Origin of the sequence: Alcaligenes faecalis, from assembly GCF_002443155.1 — a bacterium.
Lineage (GTDB): Bacteria > Pseudomonadota > Gammaproteobacteria > Burkholderiales > Burkholderiaceae_B > Alcaligenes > Alcaligenes faecalis.
Genome location: NZ_CP023667.1, coordinates 553,549 through 574,733 on the forward strand (window position 1 = coordinate 553,549; position 21,185 = coordinate 574,733).

The 21,185-nt window shown below is 58.0% G+C and carries 17 protein-coding genes and 1 other RNA gene; 17 read left to right on the top strand and 1 reads right to left on the bottom strand.

The window, feature by feature from the left end:
• Positions 1-3: 3 nt before the first annotated feature.
• Entirely contained in the window at positions 4-1,140 is a 1,137-nt protein-coding gene (gene nrdB / locus CPY64_RS02595; protein WP_026485169.1) for a class Ia ribonucleoside-diphosphate reductase subunit beta, read from the top strand.
• Positions 1,137-1,445: a class I ribonucleotide reductase maintenance protein YfaE gene (yfaE, locus tag CPY64_RS02600; protein WP_080723726.1), complete on the top strand. Its 309-nt coding sequence runs from the start codon at positions 1,137-1,139 to the stop codon at positions 1,443-1,445. Before nrdB ends, yfaE begins: the two co-directional genes overlap by 4 nt.
• A 15-nt stretch (positions 1,446-1,460) precedes the next feature.
• Here the strand turns inward: yfaE and CPY64_RS02605 are convergent, their stop codons facing one another.
• Complete coding sequence (locus tag CPY64_RS02605; RefSeq protein WP_042483410.1) at positions 1,461-3,275, bottom strand: ATP-binding cassette domain-containing protein; 1,815 nt, start codon at positions 3,273-3,275, stop codon at positions 1,461-1,463.
• Between the two features lie 65 nt (positions 3,276-3,340).
• Between CPY64_RS02605 and rnpB the strand changes: the two genes are divergently transcribed.
• From rnpB to ftsZ, 15 genes are all read left to right on the top strand, one after another.
• Positions 3,341-3,748, top strand: an RNA gene (rnpB, locus tag CPY64_RS02610) — RNase P RNA component class A.
• 289 nt (positions 3,749-4,037) lie between these two features.
• A complete protein-coding gene (mraZ, locus tag CPY64_RS02615) occupies positions 4,038-4,466 on the top strand; it encodes a division/cell wall cluster transcriptional repressor MraZ (RefSeq protein WP_003803565.1) in 429 nt (142 codons plus the stop codon).
• A 7-nt stretch (positions 4,467-4,473) separates the two neighbouring features.
• The gene (rsmH, locus tag CPY64_RS02620) at positions 4,474-5,544 is read left to right on the top strand and encodes a 16S rRNA (cytosine(1402)-N(4))-methyltransferase RsmH (RefSeq protein WP_042483417.1); all 1,071 of its coding nucleotides are present in this window, start codon (positions 4,474-4,476) and stop codon (positions 5,542-5,544) included.
• Entirely contained in the window at positions 5,541-5,843 is a 303-nt protein-coding gene (ftsL, locus tag CPY64_RS02625) for a cell division protein FtsL (protein ID WP_042483421.1), read from the top strand. The genes rsmH and ftsL overlap by 4 nt, the downstream gene beginning before the upstream one ends.
• The gene (locus CPY64_RS02630) at positions 5,840-7,579 is read left to right on the top strand and encodes a peptidoglycan D,D-transpeptidase FtsI family protein (RefSeq protein ID WP_042483425.1); all 1,740 of its coding nucleotides are present in this window, start codon (positions 5,840-5,842) and stop codon (positions 7,577-7,579) included. Before ftsL ends, CPY64_RS02630 begins: the two co-directional genes overlap by 4 nt.
• Positions 7,576-10,353, top strand: coding sequence for a bifunctional UDP-N-acetylmuramoyl-L-alanyl-D-glutamate--2,6-diaminopimelate ligase MurE/UDP-N-acetylmuramoyl-tripeptide--D-alanyl-D-alanine ligase MurF (gene murF / locus CPY64_RS02635; protein WP_042483428.1), 2,778 nt, complete (start codon positions 7,576-7,578; stop codon positions 10,351-10,353). Before CPY64_RS02630 ends, murF begins: the two co-directional genes overlap by 4 nt.
• Entirely contained in the window at positions 10,343-11,515 is a 1,173-nt protein-coding gene (gene mraY / locus CPY64_RS02640; protein WP_035271084.1) for a phospho-N-acetylmuramoyl-pentapeptide-transferase, read from the top strand. Before murF ends, mraY begins: the two co-directional genes overlap by 11 nt.
• The gene (gene murD, locus CPY64_RS02645) at positions 11,512-13,041 is read left to right on the top strand and encodes a UDP-N-acetylmuramoyl-L-alanine--D-glutamate ligase (RefSeq protein WP_042483434.1); all 1,530 of its coding nucleotides are present in this window, start codon (positions 11,512-11,514) and stop codon (positions 13,039-13,041) included. The genes mraY and murD overlap by 4 nt, the downstream gene beginning before the upstream one ends.
• Positions 13,038-14,231, top strand: a complete 1,194-nt coding sequence (gene ftsW, locus CPY64_RS02650; protein WP_042483439.1) for a putative lipid II flippase FtsW — start codon at positions 13,038-13,040, stop codon at positions 14,229-14,231. Before murD ends, ftsW begins: the two co-directional genes overlap by 4 nt.
• Positions 14,228-15,301, top strand: coding sequence for an undecaprenyldiphospho-muramoylpentapeptide beta-N-acetylglucosaminyltransferase (murG, locus tag CPY64_RS02655; protein WP_042483443.1), 1,074 nt, complete (start codon positions 14,228-14,230; stop codon positions 15,299-15,301). Before ftsW ends, murG begins: the two co-directional genes overlap by 4 nt.
• The gene (gene murC / locus CPY64_RS02660) at positions 15,298-16,704 is read left to right on the top strand and encodes a UDP-N-acetylmuramate--L-alanine ligase (RefSeq protein ID WP_042483446.1); all 1,407 of its coding nucleotides are present in this window, start codon (positions 15,298-15,300) and stop codon (positions 16,702-16,704) included. Before murG ends, murC begins: the two co-directional genes overlap by 4 nt.
• The gene (locus tag CPY64_RS02665; RefSeq protein WP_042483450.1) at positions 16,701-17,651 is read left to right on the top strand and encodes a D-alanine--D-alanine ligase; all 951 of its coding nucleotides are present in this window, start codon (positions 16,701-16,703) and stop codon (positions 17,649-17,651) included. The genes murC and CPY64_RS02665 overlap by 4 nt, the downstream gene beginning before the upstream one ends.
• Positions 17,652-17,668: 17 nt before the next feature.
• Positions 17,669-18,460 carry a cell division protein FtsQ/DivIB gene (locus tag CPY64_RS02670; protein WP_042483453.1) on the top strand — a complete coding sequence of 264 codons (792 nt, stop codon included), beginning with the start codon at positions 17,669-17,671 and terminating at the stop codon, positions 18,458-18,460.
• Between the two features lie 7 nt (positions 18,461-18,467).
• Positions 18,468-19,694: a cell division protein FtsA gene (gene ftsA, locus CPY64_RS02675; protein WP_009455039.1), complete on the top strand. Its 1,227-nt coding sequence runs from the start codon at positions 18,468-18,470 to the stop codon at positions 19,692-19,694.
• Between the two features lie 172 nt (positions 19,695-19,866).
• On the top strand, positions 19,867-21,033 hold the full coding sequence (gene ftsZ / locus CPY64_RS02680; RefSeq protein ID WP_042483457.1) for a cell division protein FtsZ: 1,167 nt from the start codon (positions 19,867-19,869) through the stop codon (positions 21,031-21,033).
• Positions 21,034-21,185: the final 152 nt, after the last annotated feature.

A 21,185-nucleotide genomic window follows, 5' to 3' on the forward strand; every position in this document is an offset into this window, starting at 1 on the left:
ATCATGACTACCTATAGTACTTTTTCTAAAACGGATAACGACCAGCTCAAAGAACCCATGTTCTTTGGGCAGCCGGTTAACGTGGCTCGCTACGACCAGCAAAAATATCCGATTTTTGAAAAGCTGATTGAAAAGCAGTTGTCCTTCTTCTGGCGTCCGGAGGAAGTGGACATTACCCAGGACCGGATCGACTATCAGAACCTGCCTGACCACGAAAAGCACATTTTCATCAGCAATCTGAAGTATCAGACCTTGCTGGATTCCATCCAGGGCCGCAGCCCCAACGTGGCCTTCCTGCCTTTGGTGTCGATTCCGGAGCTGGAAACCTGGATTGAAACCTGGGCTTTCTCCGAGACGATTCACTCGCGCTCATACACGCACATCATTCGCAATATTGCCAATGACCCGTCCGTTATTTTTGACGACATCGTGCGCAACGAGAACATTCAGCTGCGTGCCGCCGACATTTCCTCGTACTACGACGATTTGATCAGCGACACCATGCTGTACGCCCAGCTGGGTGCAGGCGAACACGAAATCAACGGTGAAACCCGTACGCTAAGCGTCTACGAGCTGAAGAAGAAGCTTTACCTGTGCATGATGAGCGTCAATATTCTTGAGGCCATCCGCTTTTACGTCAGCTTTGCCTGCTCCTTCGCCTTTGCCGAGCGCAAGCTGATGGAAGGCAATGCCAAGATCATTCGCCTGATTGCGCGTGATGAAGCGCTGCACCTGACTGGCACGCAACACATCATCAATATTCTGCGTTCCGGCAGCGACGACCCTGAGTTCGCTCAGATCGCGCGCGAACTGGAGCCGGTCTGCTTTGACATGTTCAAGGATGCGGCCGAGCAGGAAAAACAGTGGGCGGATTACCTGTTCCGCGACGGTTCCATGATTGGCCTGAACAAGGACATTCTGGGACAGTACGTGGAGTACATCACCAATATCCGTATGGGTGCAGTGGGTCTGAAGCCTGCGTTTGAGTCCGTCAAACACAACCCCATTCCATGGATCAACACCTGGTTGTCCTCGGACACCGTACAGGTGGCACCTCAAGAGGTGGAACTGAGCTCTTACCTGGTCGGTCAGATCGATTCGGCCGTGTCGGCTGGCGACTTCGACGGTATTGAGCTATGAGTCTAGTCCGGACAACTGATGATCACTTTCAGTTGCGGGACGGCGAAACCTTGCTGGAAGGTTTGGAACGAACCGGCCATCAGGTTGAGTACCAATGCAGGAGCGGCTATTGCGGCTCCTGCCGTATTCCTCTTGTTTATGGAAAGGTTGCCTATAAAGAGCAACCTTTAGCGTATGTCGGTCCAGGCGAGGTTCTACCGTGTTGTTGCACGGTACTCGAACCGATCATGGTCGATTGTCAGCGCATTGCCCGGATTCAGGAGGAGCCAGAGGATCAGTTCGGCTTTACCGGGTTGAATCCCTGATTCCTCTGTCTCCCTTTAGCTGGCCAGGCGCTTTTCTTCCAACTTTTCCCAACGCTCAAATAACTGCTCCAGGTCAGTGTTGAGCTGATCCAGTTGTTGGTTGATCTCGTCGGCTCGAGCAGAGCCATCTTTATACAGATCCGGTGCGCTCAGCTGTTCTGCCAGTTCGGCTTGCTGGCTTTCTATAGCCGCAATCTTCTCGGGCAAAGCTTCCAGTTCCTTTTCTTCCCATGGCGCCAGACGGCCAGGCTTGGCGGTCTTGTTGTTGCGCTCAGCGGCAGGCTTTTCGGCTGCAGCTGGGGCTGGAGCACTGTTGGTCGCTGTCTCGGTTCTGGTTTGCGGGCGTTGTGCCAGCCACTCGTCGTAACCACCCACATACTCGCCCCAATGGCCGTCGCCCTCGGCGGCAATAACCTGAGTGACTACGTTGTCCAGGAAGGTACGGTCGTGGCTGACCAGCAGCACGGTGCCCGTGTAATCCTGAATCAGGTCCTCCAGCAGCTCCAGCGTTTCGATGTCCAGATCGTTGGTCGGTTCGTCCAGTACTAATACATTAGTGGGCTGGGCAAACATGCGGGCCAGCGCCAGTCGGGCACGTTCACCGCCGGACAGGCTGCGTACGGGGGAGTGGGCGCGAGCAGCCGGAAACAGGAAGTCTTCCAGGTAGCTCATGATGTGCTTGCGCTGATTGCCAATTTCCACCCATTCGCTGCCGGGGCTGATGGTGTCAGCCAGCGTGGCGTTTTCGTCCAGGCGACTGCGCATCTGGTCAAAGTAGCCAATGTTCAGTTTGGTGCCATGGCGTACGACGCCGGAATTGGGCTCCTGCAAACCCAGCATGATGCGCAGCAAGGTGGTCTTGCCTGCACCGTTGTGGCCGATCAGACCGATGCGGTCGCCACGCATCAGCACGGTCGAGAAGTTCTTGATCAGGATGCGGTCGTCGTAGCCGTGCGTGACATCCTGCAGCTCTGCGACCAGCTTGCCGGAGCGTTGACCTTCGGAAATGGCGAATTTGACGTCGCCCGAGCGCTCGCGTCGCTCGGCACGGTCACGGCGCAATTGTTCCAGGCGCCGTACACGGCCTTCATCGCGCGTGCGACGCGCCTGTACGCCTTTGCGTATCCAGACTTCTTCCTGGGCCAGAAACTTGTCGAACTTGGCGTTTTGTTGCTTTTCTGCTTCCAGGAATTCCGCTTTGCGTTCCTGCCATTGGCTGAAGTTTCCGGGGAAACTGAAGAGCTTGCCGCGGTCCAACTCGATGATGCGGGTCGTGACCACATCCAGGAATCGACGGTCGTGGGTAATGATGACGGCACTGCCGCGAAAATCCAGCAGCAGTTGTTCCAGCCAGAGAATGCCGTCAAAGTCCAGGTGGTTGGTGGGCTCGTCCAGCAAGAGCAGATCGGGCTCTTCCACCAGGGCGTTGGCCAGGGCAACACGCTTGCGCTGCCCGCCAGACAGGCTGCCGGTCAGGGCGTCGGGGTCCAGTCCCAGCTTGTCTATCAGGGCATTGACGCGGGCAGGGCGCTGCCAGTCTTCGGTTTCAGTGAAGTCACCGCACAGAAAATCGTAAATGCTCAGCTCGGGATTCAGCTCGGGCTCTTGCTCGACGGTGGCAATTTTCAGCCCGCCCAGTCGTTGAACCTGGCCGTCATCAGGCGCCTGGCGTTGATCCAGAATTTTCAAAAGCGATGATTTGCCAGCACCATTGCGCCCGATCAGACCGATGCGTTCGTTTCTTTGTATGACCAGATCGGCATGGTCCAGCAAAGGATGGTGGCCGAATGCCAACTGGACATCGGTCAGGGAAATCAGATTGTTGGACATAAGACTCCAGATAAAACAGCGCGTCCTGCGAATTTCTCTATTGTCGCAGGTTACAATGCATCTGTGAGGCAGGCTGGGCAGTCGCGGTACGCAAGTATCGAGGAAGGTCCGGACTCCATAGAGCAGGGTAGCGGCTAACAGCCGTCCGGCAAGTGTGGCATCACGCCAGACGAGCCGAGGACCAGGGCCACAGAGACGAGACCACAGCAAGGGCTTGCGCAAGCAGGCACAGATACGGCCACTTCCGTGTTTTCTTGCACTTCGGTGCAAAGTGCTGTGGGGTGAAACGCGGTAACCTCTACCCGGAGCAATACCAAATAGGCATACGCAGGCTTTTTAGCCCGAGAGGCGGCTCGTCTCAGTATGCGGGTAGGTAGCTAGAACCGGCCAGCAATGGTCGGTCCAGAGGAATGATTGCCGGTCAGCGGGTTCCCGCTGGCATACAGAATCCGGCCTATAGGCCTGTCTCACACTTCTCCTGGCATTCGCCACCAATTGCACCGATTTCGTACATTTGAAAGCAATTGTTAAGGATGTTGAATCCTTGGCAAGAGTCGCTTGCGCACATTTTTATAACAATTCACTTTTAATGCGCCCCGCAATTTCTTGATTTCACACAGTATTTTTTTTTAGCCACTTCTAGGATAGTGCGCTAAGTGCTTGTTGTGATTGAAAAAATTGCAACCACTGCCTTGACCGCAAAGGCTTTCCCCCGTAGAGTGGGGAAAAGTAGGAAATAGTGTAAAAAAGTGGGGGAAAAAAGTGTTCCAAGGCAGCAGCGCACTCACACTGGATGCTAAGGGTCGGATGTCCATTCCGACTCGGCACCGTGACGCGCTTTTGCAGCAGGAACAAGGCCGCTTGACCCTCACTCGCCATCCCGACGGCTGTTTGCTGGTGTATCCGCGCAGTGTGTGGGAAGAAAAGCGCGAACAAATTGCCCGCTTCCCCATGAGTGCCCGTTTCTTGCAACGCCTGCTGCTGGGTAGTGCTCAGGACGTTGATCTGGACTCCGCTGGTCGGATATTGATCGCTCCCGAACTGCGCGCTGCAGTGGGGCTGGAGCGCGACGCCATGCTGCTGGGTATGGCCACCCATTTTGAGTTGTGGAATGCGCAGGAACTGGAACGCCGACAGGCCCAGGATCTGGCTGAAAACTCCACAGACGTATTCGACACTTTTTCTTTCTGAGTAAGTCATGACGCTGGTACATCGATCCGTGCTGCTGGAGCCTACGGTGGCGGCCCTCGTGGATCCGTCCTTTGAGGCCCGGCGCTGGGCGCAAAACCCCGACATTCAGGGTTTGGTCGATGGTGTGTACGTGGATTGCACCTTTGGTCGTGGTGGTCACAGCCGCTTGCTGTTGTCGCACTTGAGCCCCCAGGCGCGCCTGATCGTGATCGACAAGGATCCTCAGGCGATCGCCGTGGCTCAGGAGCTGGCGGCACAGGATAGCCGGGTCACGGTTGTACATAGCGGTTTTGGTGATCTGGCCCAGGCTCTGGACGAGCTGGAAGTGGGGCCATTGCAGGGCGTCATGATGGATTTGGGCATTTCCTCGCCACAAATCGACGACGCAGAACGAGGTTTCTCTTTTATGCGCGAAGGTCCTTTGGACATGCGCATGGATACCAGCGGTGGTTTGACCGCTGAACAGTGGCTGGCCGAGGTCAGCGTAGAAGTTTTAAAGGAGGTCATTGCAGAATATGGCGAAGAACGGTTTGCTTTCCAGATTGCAAAGGCGATTGTTGATCGCCGCCAATCCCGCCCGCTACATACAACGCGTGATCTCGCCGAGCTCGTCGCCGGTGTCGTCCGCACGCGCGAAAAGGGTCAACATCCGGCAACCAGGACCTTCCAGGCTATACGGATTTACCTCAATCGTGAGCTCGAAGAGCTCGCGTACGCGCTTCCGTCAATTCTGAGTCGATTGGCGACTCGGGGCAGGCTTGCGGTGATTGCATTTCATTCACTGGAGGACCGCATGGTCAAACAGTTCATGAACGCAGCTGCGCGTCCCGCGCAGGAACAGTCACGTCTACCTATTCTTGAAAAAGACTTGCCCCAGCCTCTGGTGCAGTCTTTGGGCAGAATCTTGCCCACCGACGAGGAGTCCAGCGATAACCCCCGAGCCCGCTCGGCGGTATTACGTGTGGTGCAACGCACCGACACCCCCATCCCCCAGGACTGGATGCGCAGCGCCAGCGAGCGTCTGCTGCAACAGGCCGCCTATAGCCGACAGCCCGCCGGCAAGCGAGGCCGCCGATGATGCGCCTGGTCATCACCCTCTCTTTGGTGTTGATGCTTTCGGCCATCTCTTTGGTGACGGCGCGCTATCAGGCGCGCGAGCTGTTTGTGCAAACCGATCGTCTGGTCACCAAAGCGGGTGAACTGGACACGGACTGGCGTCGTCTGCAACTGGAGCGTGCCGAGCTGGCTCGCAACGCCCGGGTGGACGACATTGGCCGCAACGAATTGGGCCTGGTGCTCAGCTCTCCGGAGCGCACGCTGTATGTGCAAGGTGGTGAGTTGAGCTCGAACCAGGCTCAGCCCGGAGGGCGGCCATGAGACGATTCGGCTATCACGATAATCCTGTTTTAAGCGTCCAGATTCCATTCTGGCGTTCGCGTTTGGTCCTGGTGCTTTTGTTCCTGGGCTTTGGTGCATTGATCGTCAAGGCCTTGTACTTGCAGGGCCTGTCTACCGAATTCCTGCAGCAGCAAGGCGAGCGCCGTTACGAGCGCACCCAGGTTCTGCCGCCCATGCGTGGCAAGGTTTTTGATCGCTCCGGGTCCGTGGTGCTGGCCTCCAGCGTGCCCGTCAAGGCAATCTGGGCCATTCCGGATGACGCCCGCAATGCCAAACCCGAGCAGATTGCTCAACTGGCCAAGTTGCTGGGTATGGGGCAGTCCGATATCGACCGTCGCCTGTCCGTTGAAGATCGCAACTTTGTCTACATCAAGCGTCAGGTAGATGTGGATGTGGCTGCCCAGATTGCCGAACTGAAGATTCCCGGTATTCACCAGCAGGAAGAAATGCGCCGCTTCTATCCCGAAGGGGATGTGATGGCGCACATTGTGGGTTTCACCAATATTGAAGACCAGGGCATTGAAGGCATTGAGCTGGCCTTTAATTCGGCCTTGTCGGGTACGCCCGGCTCGCGCCGCGTGATTCGTGACCGCCTGGGTCGTGTGGTTGAGGACGTGCGCGCCATTATCCCGCCTACGCATGGTCAGGATTTGCACCTGTCCATTGATGCCGGTTTGCAGTTTGATGCCTACACCGCACTGAAAAAGGGGATGGAAGACGTCAAGGCCAATGCGGCTGCCGCTGTGGTCATGGATGTAAAAACCGGGGAAATTCTGGCCCTGGTGAACCTGCCTACCTATAACCCCAACGACAGGGACGACCGCAAGGGTCCGGCCCTGCGTAACCGTGCCCTGACTGACACCTTTGAGCCCGGCTCCATCATGAAGCCGTTCACCGTCGCCCTGGCACTGGACATCAACCGCATCACCACCGCCACCCAGTTCAATACAGGCAATGGTCAGTATCGCTACCAGGGCAGTGTGATCAGCGACGTCAGCCGCAACAACGGCATGCTGGATGCGGCCGGCATTTTGCGGCGCTCCAGCAATATTGGCATGACCATGATTTCCGAGCGTCTGACTTCTCAGGAAATGTGGAACAAATTTACCGAGCTGGGTTTTGGTCGTTCTCCTCAGGCCGACTTCCCCGGTATTGCCAGCGGACGGCTGCGCCCCTGGGAGCGCTGGCGCCCCATCGAGCGCGCCACCATGTCGTATGGCTATGGTCTGTCGGTTTCTCTGCTGCAAATTGCCCACGCCTACACGGCGTTTGCGCGTAATGGCGACATGGTTGCCATGACACTGCTCAAGCGGGACGGCAAACCTGCCAGCGTTCAGGTGTACACCCCCAAAGTGGCCGCCGAAGTGCGCGCCATGCTGGAGGCGGCCGCTGGTCCGGCCGGTGCCCGTCTGGCCCAGGTACAAGGCTATCGCGTGGCTGGCAAGAGCGGTACGGCCCGCAAGATTGTGGATGGCCGTTACAGCAAGTCCCTGTATCGCGGCTCTTTTGTAGGCTTTGCGCCTGTCTCCGATCCTCGCATTGTGGTGGCCGTCACGATTGACGAACCACATAGTTCCAATTATTACGGCGGGCGTATTGCCGCGCCGATTTTTTCAGAAATTGTGGCCCGGAGCTTGCGACGCCTAGGTGTCCAGCCTGATGCGCCCATAGATTCGCTGGTGGCTGTAGGCCCCGGTGCGGAGAATGTACGATGAACGCCGCAGCAATATTGGAGTGGCTGGCGCAGCATGTAGCGCCCACGGCTAATCTGTGTTTGGATTCCCGCCAGATCAAGGCGGGTGATGCGTTTTTTGCCTGCCGCGGCCATCAGGGTGATGGTCGTGAGTACGAAGTTCAGGCTGTGCAACAAGGTGCGGTTGCGATTGTGCGCGAGCAGGGCGATCAGGCGGTAGATCCCGGCGTACCTGTTTTGCAGGTTGCCAACCTCAGTGCCTTGTTGGGTGAAGTGGCTCATCAGTGGTGGGGTCGTCCTTCCGAGGAAATGACGGTTGTCGCGGTGACCGGCACCAATGGCAAGACCTCCACGGTGCAGTGGGTGGCTTCGGCTCTGAACCATTCCCAAGTGCCGTGCGGCACCATTGGTACGCTGGGCGTGACCTTGCCTGACGGCTCCAATCTGGGCGGCGTGCTGACGACGCCGGACGTGCTGACCGTACATCGCAGCTTGGCCGCCATTCGCGCCCAAGGTGGTAATGCCGTGGCGCTGGAAGCCTCGTCGATTGGCCTGGAGCAAGGCCGCCTGGACGGTGTCCGCATTGATATTGCCGGGTTCACCAACCTGACGCATGACCATCTGGACTATCACCACAGCATGGAAGAATACAAGCAGGCCAAGCTGCGCCTGTTTAGCTGGCCCGGTCTGCGTAGCGCTGTGGTGAACGCCGACGATGAAACTGGCCGTGAGTTGATGCAGGCCGGTCTGGCTGCTCGTGTGATCTCGTACTCCATGAGCCAGCCTGGCGTGGATCTGCTGGCGCAAGACGTGCATACCGGCGCTGATGGCCAGGTATTCAATCTGGTTACTGCTCACGGTACTGCTCAAATTCTGACTCACCTGCTGGGCGAGCATAACGTCGCCAACCTCCTGCTGGTGGCCGGTGTGCTGCAAGAGGTGGGTTGGCCGGTGTCCAAGATCGCCCGCATCATGGACAAGCTGGAATCCGTTCCTGGTCGCCTGCAAATTGTGACGCCCAAGAGCACCGCTGGTCGTCAGCCTCTGCCGTTGGTCGTAGTCGATTACGCGCATACCGCTGACGCGCTGGAGCGTGCCTTGCAAGCATTGCGTGAAGTGGCCAGCGTGCGTGGTGGCAAGCTGATTTGCGTATTTGGTTGCGGCGGTAACCGTGACACCGCCAAGCGCCCCATCATGGGTGAGGTAGCCGCCCGTTTGGCTGACAGCGTTCTGGTCACGACCGACAACCCGCGTTTTGAAGACCCTGCCGAAATCATTCGTCAGATTGTGGCCGGCATGCCTGAAGCGCCTGCCGTGCAAATGGATCGGGCTCGCGCCATCCTGTCTTCGATCTGGGCTGCCAGCCCTGAGGATATTGTGTTGTTGGCCGGTAAAGGTCACGAAAGCTACCAGGAAGTGCAGGGCGAGCGCTCTGTGTTTGACGATTCTGACTGGGCCAAAGCTGCCTTGCTGTGGTTGCGTGGCGTGCGCTTGAGCACCGATTCCCGCAGCCTGAGCAAAGGTGATGTGTTCCTGGCCCTGAGCGGCGAGCAGTTCGACGGCCACCGCTATCTGGAAAAAGCGAAAGAGCAGGGTGCGCTTGCTGCCATCGTGGCTCAGCGTGATGCTCAGGTAGAGCTGCCACAAATTGTGCTGGGCGATACACGCCGTGCCTTGATGACCTTGGCTACCGAATGGCGTTCGCGCTTTGACATTCCCGTCATCGGCGTGACGGGCAGCAATGGCAAGACCACGACCAAGGAAATGATTGCCGCTATCTTGCGCGCCTGGTTGGGCGAAGCAGAAAGCTTGGCAACTCGCGGTAATTTGAACAACGATCTGGGCGTACCCCTGTCGATCCTGCGCTTGAGCTCCGAGCACAAGGCCGCCGTTCTGGAAATGGGCATGAACCACCCCGGCGAAATTGCCGTGCTGGCGTCCATGGCTCGCCCCACCATTGCCCTGATCAATAACGCCCAGCGTGAGCACCAGGAGTTCATGCACAGTGTGGAAGCCGTGGCCCGTGAAAATGGTGCCGTTATCGACGCGTTGCCACACGACGGCGCGCTGGTGATTCCAGATGACGACGCGTTCAGCGCCATGTGGGCTGAGCAAGCCGGTCAGCGCTCCGTATTGCGCTTTGGCCTGAGTGGTCAGGAAACGGTCTTTGCCGCCGATATGTTTGTCGAGCCCGCTCAAACTCGCTTTGTGCTGCATGTGGCAGGCCAGTCCTCTGCGCTGACCTTGCACAGCCCAGGCATCCATAACCTGCGCAATGCCTTGGCGGCTGCCGCTTGTGCCCATGCCGCTGGCGCGCCTTTGAGCGCGATTGTGCAGGGTCTGGAAAGCTTCCGTCCTGTTACGGGCCGTATGCAGCCCAAGCAGCTGTCTTCCGGTTACCAACTGATTGATGACACCTACAACGCCAACCCGGATTCGGTACGTGCTGCCATTGATGTGCTTGCACAGCTGAAAGGCCGCAAGGTGCTGGTGCTGGGCAATATGGCCGAGATCGGTGACAACAGTTCCGAGTTGCACGCTGAAGTCGGTGCCTACGCCAAAGAGCGCGGCATGGATGAATTGCTGACCTTGGGTGGCGACGCCAGCCATGCTGCCCAGGCTTTTGGTGCGCGTGCGCATCAGTTCGAGACACTAGAGGACATGGTGGCTTACCTGCTGGCGCTGGAGCCCTCCCATGTGTTGATCAAGGGTTCGCGCAGCGCGCGTATGGAGCGTGTGGTTGCCGCCCTGGAGAACCACTTCTCCCATAACGAAGGGGCCACTCATGCTTCTTGAACTGGCACGCTGGCTATCGGACGATCATATTCGCGCCTTTGGGGTGTTTGAGTACATCACCCTGCGTGCTATTTTGGCCAGCGCCACCGCGCTGGCTATCGGCTTGTTGGCAGGTCCCTGGGTTATTCGCAAGCTGACCGAACTGAAGATCGGTCAGGCTGTACGCGCTTACGGCCCTGAATCGCATCTGCAAAAGAATGGCACCCCCACCATGGGCGGTGTCCTGATCCTGATCTCCATCGGTATCAGTACCTTGTTGTGGGCAGACTGGACCAACCGCTTTGTGTGGGTTGTTCTGCTGGTGACGTTCGGTTTCGGCTGGATTGGTTGGGCTGACGACTACAAGAAAGTCGTCAATCGTGACCCCGAAGGCATGTCCTCGCGTCAGAAATTTTTCTGGCAAGCCTTGATCGGTATCGTTGCGGCCGTGTACCTGAGCTTTGCCGTTTCGGTGCCTGCCAATACTGAGCTGTGGCCCTTGTTCAAAGAGTGGGTTTTGAGCGGCTTCACCATGCCCCTGCCTACGCAGGCTGACCTGATCGTGCCGTTCTTCAAGTCCGTCAGCTACCCGCTGGGTGTGCTGGGCTTTGTGGTATTGACCTGGGCAGTGATTGTTGGCTCCAGCAACGCCGTCAACCTGACGGACGGCCTGGACGGTCTGGCCATCATGCCTACCGTGCTGGTGGGCGCTGCCCTGGGCATTTTTGCCTACGTGGTTGGCCGGGTCGACTACTCCAAATATCTCTTGTTCCCCTATATCCCCGGCGCGGGCGAGCTGATGGTGATCTGTGCGGCCATCGCCGGTGCCGGTTTGGCCTTTTTGTGGTTCAACGCCTATCCCGCCCAGGTATTCATGGGTGACGTGGGTGCGCTGGCCCTGGGTGGCGCGCTGGGCACGATTGCTGTGATCGTTCGCCAGGAAATCGTGCTGTTCATCATGGGTGGCGTGTTTGTGGTGGAAACCTTGTCGGTGATGCTGCAGGTGACCTGGTTCAAGTACACCAAGAAACGCTACGGGCAGGGCAGGCGAATGTTCCGTATGGCGCCGCTGCATCATCACTTTGAAGTTGGCGGCTGGAAAGAAACACAGGTGGTGGTTCGCTTCTGGATCATCACCATGATGCTGGTCATGGTCGGTCTGTCTACATTGAAATTGCGATGAATGCTTTGAGTTTTCCTTCGATCCGTAAAGACGGTCTCATGCTTATCCTTGGGTTAGGCGAGACAGGCTTTGCTGCGGCTCGCTGGTCTTTGGCCCAGGGGGCCAGCATTCGTTTGGCGGATACACGCGAGAACGTGCAGGGTCTGGACAAGCTTCAGACCCTGAGCAACGCGCCTCTGGACGTGCGTCTGGGGCAGAACGCCTTGCAGGCCGATAGCCTGAGCGACGTGCACACTGTAGTGATCAGTCCCGGTCTGTCCCCCGTGGAACCTGCCTTGGCCGGTTTTTTGGCTCAGGCGCGCGATCGTGGAATCGAAGTCATTGGCGAGATCGAGCTGTTCGCCCGTGCTTTGAAAGACCTGGCCGATCAAGGCCATGAAAGCCGCGTAGTGGCTGTCACGGGCACCAATGGCAAGACGACGGTCACCGCCATGACGCGCCATTTGCTGGAGCAAGCGGGTGTCTCCGCGCTGGCCGTGGGCAATATCAGCCCCGCAGCCCTGACCGCCTTGTGCGATGCTCTGGAAAACAATGCCTTGCCTCAGGTCTGGGTGCTGGAACTGTCCAGCTTCCAATTGGACAGCACCTTTAGCTTGCAGGCGGATGCTGGCGTTGTACTGAATATTTCGCAGGATCATCTGGACTGGCACGGTGGCATGGATGCCTATATCCAGTCCAAACAACGTATGTATGGCATGTGCGATGTGACCTTGGTCAATCGCGATGACCCGGCCGTCATGGCCATGATTCCCGATGCCAGTCAGGAGTCGGTGCGCAGCTTCGGTCTGGACAAGCCCGCTTTGCTGGGCGATATGGGCTTGTTGACGGATGGCGGCATGCAGTGGCTGGTGGCCAACGAGCCTACCGATTTTGAGCTGCCTGCCACCGGTCTGAAAAAACGTAATGCGCCGGTTGAGCCTGCCGTGCGTGGCAAGGGCGGCTTGAAGCGTCTGATGCCGGTTGAGGCTTTGCAGATCAAGGGCCGTCATAACGCCTTGAATGCTCAAGCCGCTTTGCTGCTGGCTCGCTGCCTGGGGCTGGGTTGGGCTGAGTTGCTCAATGGCCTGCGCACCTATCAAGGCGAGCCGCACCGTGTAGAACTGATTCGTGTGCTGGATGGTGTTCAGTATCTGGATGACAGCAAAGGCACCAACGTTGGCGCGACTGTCGCGGCCTTGCGTGGCTTCGATCAGCGCGTCTGGCTGATCGCGGGTGGTTTGGGCAAGGGTCAGGACTTTGAGCCGCTGGCTGTGGCCGCTGCACCGAATGTGGCTGAAGTGTTTTTGATTGGTCGGGACGCCAAGCAGATTGCTGCTGTTCTGGATGTGCATGATGTTCGCTACCGTTTCTGCGATGGCCTGGAAGCAGCGGTGCAAGCGGCTGCTGAACAGGCACGCTCGGGCGATGTGGTCTTGCTGTCGCCGGCCTGCGCCAGCATGGATATGTTCAAAAGCTATCACCACCGTGGCATGTGCTTTGTCGCTGCCGTGACGGAGATGGCCCTGGATAGAGGAGAGCTGGCATGAGTCTGTTTGCTGAGCTGACCTCGGGTGTCAATGCCGTACGTCCTGGACGCACGGCATTGCCTGCGTTTGATCGCCCCTTGTTGGCCGCTACCCTGATGCTGACCCTGTTCGGTCTGCTGATGGTGTATTCGGCCTCGATCGCTTTGGCAGACGGGCCGCGCTATGAAAGCTACGGTCGCTACTACTTTGTGATACGCCACGCCTTGTTCATCGTGGTGGGCGTGGTGCTGGCCATGTTTACCGCCACCGTGCCCTTGCGCGTGTGGCAGAAGCTGGCTGTACCCTTGTTTGCACTGGCTATTTTCCTCTTGATGGTTGTGCTGATTCCCGGAATCGGCCGTGAAGTGAACGGCGCACGTCGCTGGTTGCCATTGGGCATCATCAACTTCCAGCCCTCGGAACTGATGAAAGTGGCCATGGTGCTGTACGCCGCCGATTACACCGTGCGCAAGCAGCAGCACCTGCATACGTTTATACGAGGTTTCCTGCCCATGGCGGTGGCTCTGGGCCTGGTCGGTGTTCTGCTGTTGATGGAGCCTGACCTGGGCGCCTTCATGGTCATTGTGGCCATTGCAGTGGGCATTCTGTTCATTGGCGGAATTAACGGCAAGCTGTTCTCTGCCTTGCTGGGCATCATGGTCAGCAGCTTCCTCTTGCTGATCTGGTTATCGCCCTGGCGTCGTGAACGTCTGTTCGTGTACCTGGACCCCTGGAACCCTGACAACGCCTATGGCAGTGCCTATCAGCTGTCGCACTCGCTGATTGCCTTGGGTCGTGGTGAATGGTTTGGTGTGGGCTTGGGCTCCAGTGTGGAAAAACTGCATTACCTGCCTGAAGCCCATACTGACTTCATCGTTGCGGTAATTGGCGAAGAACTGGGTTTTGTTGGCGTGGCCGCCCTGATCCTGACTTTTGGTTTTGTGGTCTGGCGCAGCTTCAATATCGGTCGTCAGGCCAGCGCCATGGATCGTTTGTTCAGCGGTGTCGTCGCTCAGGGTGTGGCGCTGTGGTTCGGCGTGCAGGCCTTTATCAATATCGGTGTGGTGCTGGGTCTTTTGCCAACCAAAGGGCTGACCTTGCCTTTGGTCAGTTATGGCGGTTCGGGCATTGTGATGAATCTGGTGGCTTTTGCCTTGTTGCTGCGGGTTGATTTCGAGAACCGGCAAATGATGCGAGGTAAGCGCACATGAGCACCCCAACCATCCTGATCATGGCAGGCGGCACAGGCGGGCACATCATGCCCGGGCTGGCCGTGGCCGAAGCCATGCAGCAGCGCGGCTGGAGCGTGTTGTGGTTAGGTCATCCCGAGCGCATGGAAGGTAGCTTGGTCCCTCAGCATGGGATTAAAATGCTGCCTCTGCGATTTTCCGGATTACGAGGCAAAGGCGTGAAGGCGTTGCTCTCTTTACCCTTTACCTTGATCAGTGCCTGCTGGCAGGCACACCGCTGTCTGCAAGAGGCCAAGCCTGATGTGGTTCTGGGAATGGGCGGCTATGTCGCCTTCCCTGGTGGCCTGATGTCTTTTGTATCGCGCCGCCCGCTGGTGGTGCACGAACAAAATGCAGTGGCTGGAACTGCCAATCGCTACCTGGCCAAAATGGCGACCAGCGTGCTCACCGGTTTCCCTGGGGCCTTGCCCGGCGCTGTGACGGTTGGCAATCCTGTGCGCGATGCCTTCGTAGGCCAGGGCCCGGCTGCCGAGCGTTACGCCAAACGTAGCGGACCACTGCGTATTCTGGTGGTGGGGGGCAGTCTGGGTGCGGCCGCACTGAACAAGGTGGTGCCTGAAGCCATGGCGCTGATCCCTGCCGAGCAGCGTCCTCATGTGACGCACCAGTCCGGTCAGCAGCATCTGGAAAGCTTGCAGCAAAGCTATGCAGACAATCAGGTACAGGCTGACTGCAAGGCCTTTATTGGCGATATGGCACAGGCCATGAAAGAGGCCGATGTGCTGATTTGCCGCGCCGGTGCCATGACGGTAGCGGAGGTGGCGGCGATCGGCGTAGCAGCCCTGTTTGTGCCTTTGCCACATGCTATTGACGATCACCAGACAGCCAATGCCCGCTACCTGAGCGAATGCTCCGGCGCGTGGCTCAAGAAACAATCGGAGTTGACGGCTCAGTGGCTTGCACAGTGGTTGCAAGATCTGAGCCGTGAAGAGTTAAGCCGTGTGGCCAGCCACGCGCAAGAACATGCACAGTTGAATGCCACGCAGCAGATTGCCGAAGCATGTCAGCAGGCGGCAAGGAGGGTGGGATGAAACACCGCATTCAACGTATTCATTTTGTAGGGATTGGCGGCTCGGGCATGAGCGGCATTGCCGAAGTCATGCTGAACCTGGGCTTTGCCATCAGTGGCTCGGATATCCAGGAAACGGCGGTGACCCGTCGTCTGGAGCAACTGGGTGCTCGCATCGTGATCGGCCATCAAGCTGAAAACGTCGCTGGCATGGGCGCTATCGTGACTTCCACCGCTATTGCGGGCGATAACCCTGAAGTGCTGGCCGCGCGCGCTGCCCGTATTCCGGTGGTGCCTCGTGCCCTGATGCTGGCCGAGCTGATGCGCTTGAAGCGCGGCATTGCCGTGGCCGGTACGCACGGCAAGACCACCACCACCAGTCTGGTCGCCAGCCTGTTGGGCGCGGCTGATCTGGACCCCACTTTTGTGATCGGTGGTCGCCTGAATTCGGCCGGTGCCAATGCCCGCCTGGGGCAGGGTGATTACATCGTGGTGGAAGCTGACGAGTCCGACGCTTCCTTCCTGAATCTGCTGCCGGTGATGGCCATCATCACTAATATCGACGTAGACCATATGGACACCTATGGTCATGACGTTGCCCGGCTGAAAAGCGCCTTCATCGACTTCACGCATCGCCTGCCGTTTTACGGCAGCGCCATCGTGTGCAACGACGATGCGAATGTGCGCGAAATCATTCCTTTTGTATCGCGGCCTGTCACGACTTACGGCATTGATACCGATGCCCAGGTTCGTGCAATCAACATTGAAAGCCGTGGCACCACCATGTGTTTTGACGTGCAGCGCAAAGGGGCAACAGGCGATCTCCCGCTGCTGTCCGTGTGCCTGAATCTGCCCGGAAAACACAATGTACTCAATGCCTTGGCCGCCATTGCGGTAGCGACTGAACTGGGTGTCAGTGATGAGGTCATCGCGCGTGGTCTGAAAGAGTTCACGGGCGTGGGGCGCCGCTTCTCCATGGTGGGAGACTTCCCAGTCTCGACCGAGCATGGCGGTGGCACGTTTACCGTTGTTGACGATTATGGTCACCATCCTGTCGAAATGGCTGCTACCTTGGCGGCCGCACGGGGTGCTTGGCCTGATCGCCGCATCGTGCTGGCATTCCAGCCACACCGCTACACGCGCACCCGTGATTGCTTTGAAGATTTCGTGCAGGTACTTAGCCAGGCCGACGCGGTTCTCCTTGGAGAGGTCTATCCCGCCGGCGAGGCTCCCCTTGTGGCCGCCGATGGCCGTGCCTTGAGTCGCGCAGTGCGTGTGCTCGGCAAGGTCGAACCCATTTTCGTGGCCGAAATCAGCGATATGGCACAGGCCGTTCTGGACTTTGTCCGTGACGGCGATGTGGTGTTGGTAATGGGTGCAGGGTCCATCAGCCGGATCCCTGCTCAATTGGGAGAAATGGCATGACAGCGGATTTTGGTCGGGTCGGCGTGTTGTACGGCGGCAAGTCCGCCGAACGTGAAGTGTCCTTGATGTCGGGCGCAGGCGTGCATGAAGCCCTGTGCAGCATGGGCGTGGATGCGCATTTGTTCGATATGGGCGAGAAAGGACTGACCGAACTGGCTCAGGCCGGTTTTGACCGCGTGTTTATTGCTTTGCATGGTCGTTACGGCGAAGACGGCACCTTGCAGGGAGCCCTGGAGTGGATGGGCATCCCTTACACCGGCAGCGGGGTGATGGCCTCGGGCCTGGCCATGGACAAGATCATGACCAAGCACGTCTGGCAGCACCTGGGCTTGCCGACCCCCGGCTTTGCGCAGCTGGATCATGTCAGCCAGGTTGCCGCTGCCGTGGAACGTCTGGGCGTGCCCCTGATCATGAAGCCGCCCCATGAAGGCTCCACCGTGGGTGTGGTGCGTGTGGATCGCGCCGAAGAAGCCGTTGCCGCCTTTGAAACCGCCATGCATTACGACACGGCCGTGCTGGCCGAACAATTCATTCGTGGCCGCGAGCTGACGGTGCCCATCATTGGTGTGGGCGCTCAGGCACGTGCCTTGCCCGTGATCGACATCGTGGCCCCGCAAGGCAATTACGACTTTGAACACAAGTATTACTCGGACGAAACCCAGTACTTCTGTCCTGCAGATCTGTCGCTTGAACTGACGGCGCATATCCAGGATTTATCGGTCCGTGCGTTTAATGCACTGGGCTGCGAAGGCTGGGGCCGGGCCGACTTCATGCTGGACGAGCAGAACCGCCCCTGGCTGCTGGAGATGAACACCTCTCCTGGCATGACCAGCCACTCTTTGGTGCCCATGGCGGCCAAAGCAGAGGGCACCAGCTATGCCCAGTTGTGCGTGAACATTTTGGCAACGGCGCGCTGCAAAGTGCAGGCCATTGCCCGCAGCCTATAGAACGTGGAGCCTGATTCATGTTTTCCGATGCCCGTCTGACCAACCTGATCGCCAATACGCTGGCTTTGCTAGCGGTATCGGCATTGGTGATCGGTGTTGTGGTTTGGGCGGTGCGTCGTCCGTACTTCAATATCGAGCGCATTCAGATTGAGTCCTCGCAGGGCGAGCCTCTGGCCTATGTGACTCCTGAAGGGGTGAAAGCCACGATTGCCGGTCGCCTGCAGGGCAACTTCTTCACGGTGGATCTGGACCAGTCCCGCGCCTTGATTGAAACGGCTCCCTGGGTACGACGCGCGCAAATTCGCCGCGTCTGGCCCAACAGCCTGTCGGTACGGATTGAAGAACAGCAGCCGCTGGCCTACTGGAATGAAGACGAGATGATCAACACCTGGGGTGAGTCATTTTCGGCCAACAAGGCGGTGGTGCCGGATGACGTGGATTTGCCCCAGCTCAGCGGCCCTCCGAATTCGGAGCGTCTGGTGGTGCAACGGTATGCCGAGCTGGCACGCTGGTTTGGCCCTCTGGATGTGCAGGTCAGCGAAGTGACCTTGAGCCCGCGCTATGCCTGGGATGTAGTTTTGTCTAACGGAATGCAGTTGAGCCTGGGCCGAGACCCAGCTGCGGATATTGCTGATCCGCACGGTCGCAAGGGTGCATTGCCCTTTGCGGTACGTGTTGAACGATTTGTGCAGGCCTGGCCTGCCTTGATGCAACGGCTTGGCGACCGTGCTTTGCAAAGTGCCGATTTACGTTACCCGAATGGCTTTGCGATAACGCTGGCTCCGGTTTCATCTACCCCTGTGAAGTAAAGAACATATGACTCGTGACATCAAAGACCTGATCGTTGCATTGGACATCGGCACCAGCAAAGTGGTTGCGGTGGTGGCCGAAGTGCTGCCGGAAGGCCGGTTTGAAGTGCTTGGTCTGGGCCAGCATGAATCCCAGGGCATGCGCAAAGGGGTGGTCGTCAATATCGAGACGACGGTCAATTCCATCCAGCGCGCTCTGGAAGAGGCGGAGCTGATGGCCGATTGCAAGATCCGTGAGGTCTACACCGGCATTGCAGGCAGCCACATCACCAGCTTCAACTCCAGCGGCATGGTGGCGGTGAAAGACAAGGAAGTGACGGCAACCGATGTGGCGCGCGTGATCGAAACGGCCAAGGCCGTGAACATCCCCACCGACCAGCAAGTGCTGCACGTGCTGACGCAGGAATTCATTGTGGATTCGCAAGAAGACATTCGCGAGCCCATTGGCATGAGCGGTCTGCGCCTGGAAGTGCGGGTGCACATTGTGACCGGTGCGGTCAGCGCAGCGCAGAACATCGTGAAATGCGTGCGTCGTTGCGGTCTGGAAGTGCAGGACCTGATTTTGCAGCCTTTGGCCTCCAGCCTGTCCTGCCTGACCGCGGACGAGAAGGAGCTAGGCGTGGTGCTAGTGGATATTGGCGGCGGTACGACCGACATCGCCATCTACACCGGCGGTGCTATCCGTCATACCGACGTGATCCCGATTGCCGGCGACCAGATCACCAGCGATATCGCTGCCATGTTGCGCACCCCTACGCCGGATGCGGAAGAGATCAAGCTGCGCTTTGGTGTGGCCAAGCAATCGCTGGCTCATCCGGAAGAAATGATTGAAGTGCCCGGCCTGGGTGATCGCCCCAACCGTCAGGTAAAGCGCCAGGCTTTGGGGGCCGTGATCGAGCCGCGTGTGGAAGAGCTGTTTACCTTCGTGCAGCAAAGCCTGCGCGAATCGGGCTACGAAGATTTGTTGTCCTCGGGTGTGGTGCTGACCGGTGGGACGGCCATGTTGCCGGGCATCGTGGAACTGGCCGAGGACGTGTTCCTGAAACCGGTGCGTATCGCAGTGCCCAGCTACGAAGGCAGCCTGGCTGATGTGATGCGCAACCCCCGTTTTTCGACGGTGATGGGTCTGTTGACCGAAGCTCGCCTGCAAAGCGCTCGTGGCCGCAAAGTGGCCCAGCAAAAAGGCAGTGTCAAAGGTCTGATGGCACGCATGAAGGAATGGTTCATGAATTAAGGGCGTTGCAAGACGCTCAGGTCGGGCAGCCTGAAAGGGCAGTCCAGGAGGCAGTTCAAACCGAGTGCGAACCCTTTTGGTTGGCAGATGTTTTGAGCTGATTCCAAATTTCAGTTGTATCGGGGAAGTACGTAGAAACTTGACTAATTAAGTGTTTGAGTGGGAGTCAATCATGATGAACTTTGAAATGTTAGATACCAGCGGTAGCGGCACGGTCATCAAGGTCGTGGGTGTGGGCGGCGCAGGCGGTAACGCTGTGATGCATATGATCAATTCTGGTGTTCAGGGCGTTGATTTCATCTGCGCCAATACCGACTCGCAGGCTCTGGCCAGCAGCGATGCACCTATCCAGATCCGTCTGGGCCGCAGCGGCCTGGGCGCCGGTGCCAAGCCTGACCAAGGCCGTGCGGCTGCTGAAACGGCTCGCGAAGAAATTCGTGCAGCTTTGAACGGCGCCAATATGGTGTTCATCACGGCCGGTATGGGCGGTGGCACCGGTACGGGTGCCAGCCCCGTTGTTGCCGAAGTGGCCAAGGAATTGGGCATTTTGACCGTGGGCGTAGTCACCAAACCTTTCTCCTTTGAAGGCAATCGCCGTTTGCGCATGGCCGAAGAAGGGATCGAGGAGCTGAGCAAGCACGTTCACTCCCTGATCGTTGTATTGAATGAAAACCTGTATGACTTGATGGATGAGGACGCAACGCAGTCCGATTGCTTCAAGGCAGCTGACGATGTCTTGCACAATGCCTGCGCCGGTATTGCCGAGATCATCAATGTTGAAGGTAACGTGAACGTCGACTTTGAAGACGTGAAAACCATCATGGGCGAGCAAGGTCAGGCCATGATGGGTACGGCTGTGGCTTCTGGCTCGAACCGCGCTCGTGAAGCGGCCGAGCGTGCCATCGCTTGCCCATTGCTGGAAGGTGTGGACCTGCACGGTGCCCGCGGCATGCTGGTGAACATTACGTCCTCCTCGTCCCTGAAGATGCGCGAAACGCGCGAAATCATGGACACCATCCGTGGCTACGCTGCAGAAGACGCCACCGTTATCTTTGGTACCGCTTACGATGAGTCCATGGGCGACAGCCTGCGCGTGACCGTTGTGGCTACCGGCCTGGGTCGCAAGCAAGCGCGCCCACAGTTGGTACAAAACAACGAAGAAGTGTTACGTACAGGTACGGACAACATGCCTGTCATCGGCGCTGATTACGCCAATGCCGACGTGCCTGCCGTCATCCGCAACCCACGCAGCCAGGCTTCGGCTCAGGTGCGTGCTCTGGAGACAGCCGGTATGGATCACTTCGATATTCCGGCGTTCTTGCGCAAGCAGGCTGATTAAAAATCAGGTTCGGCGATTACCCGAGTCGCCAATTTGATTTCTCCCACGACTCCCCCTGGACGTTCGCGTTCAGGGGGCGTAAGTGCTTTGTTGTGTCGTGGTGTTTGACGCTTGACAATGACGTATGCTTGAAGAAAGCCTATAGTGGATAA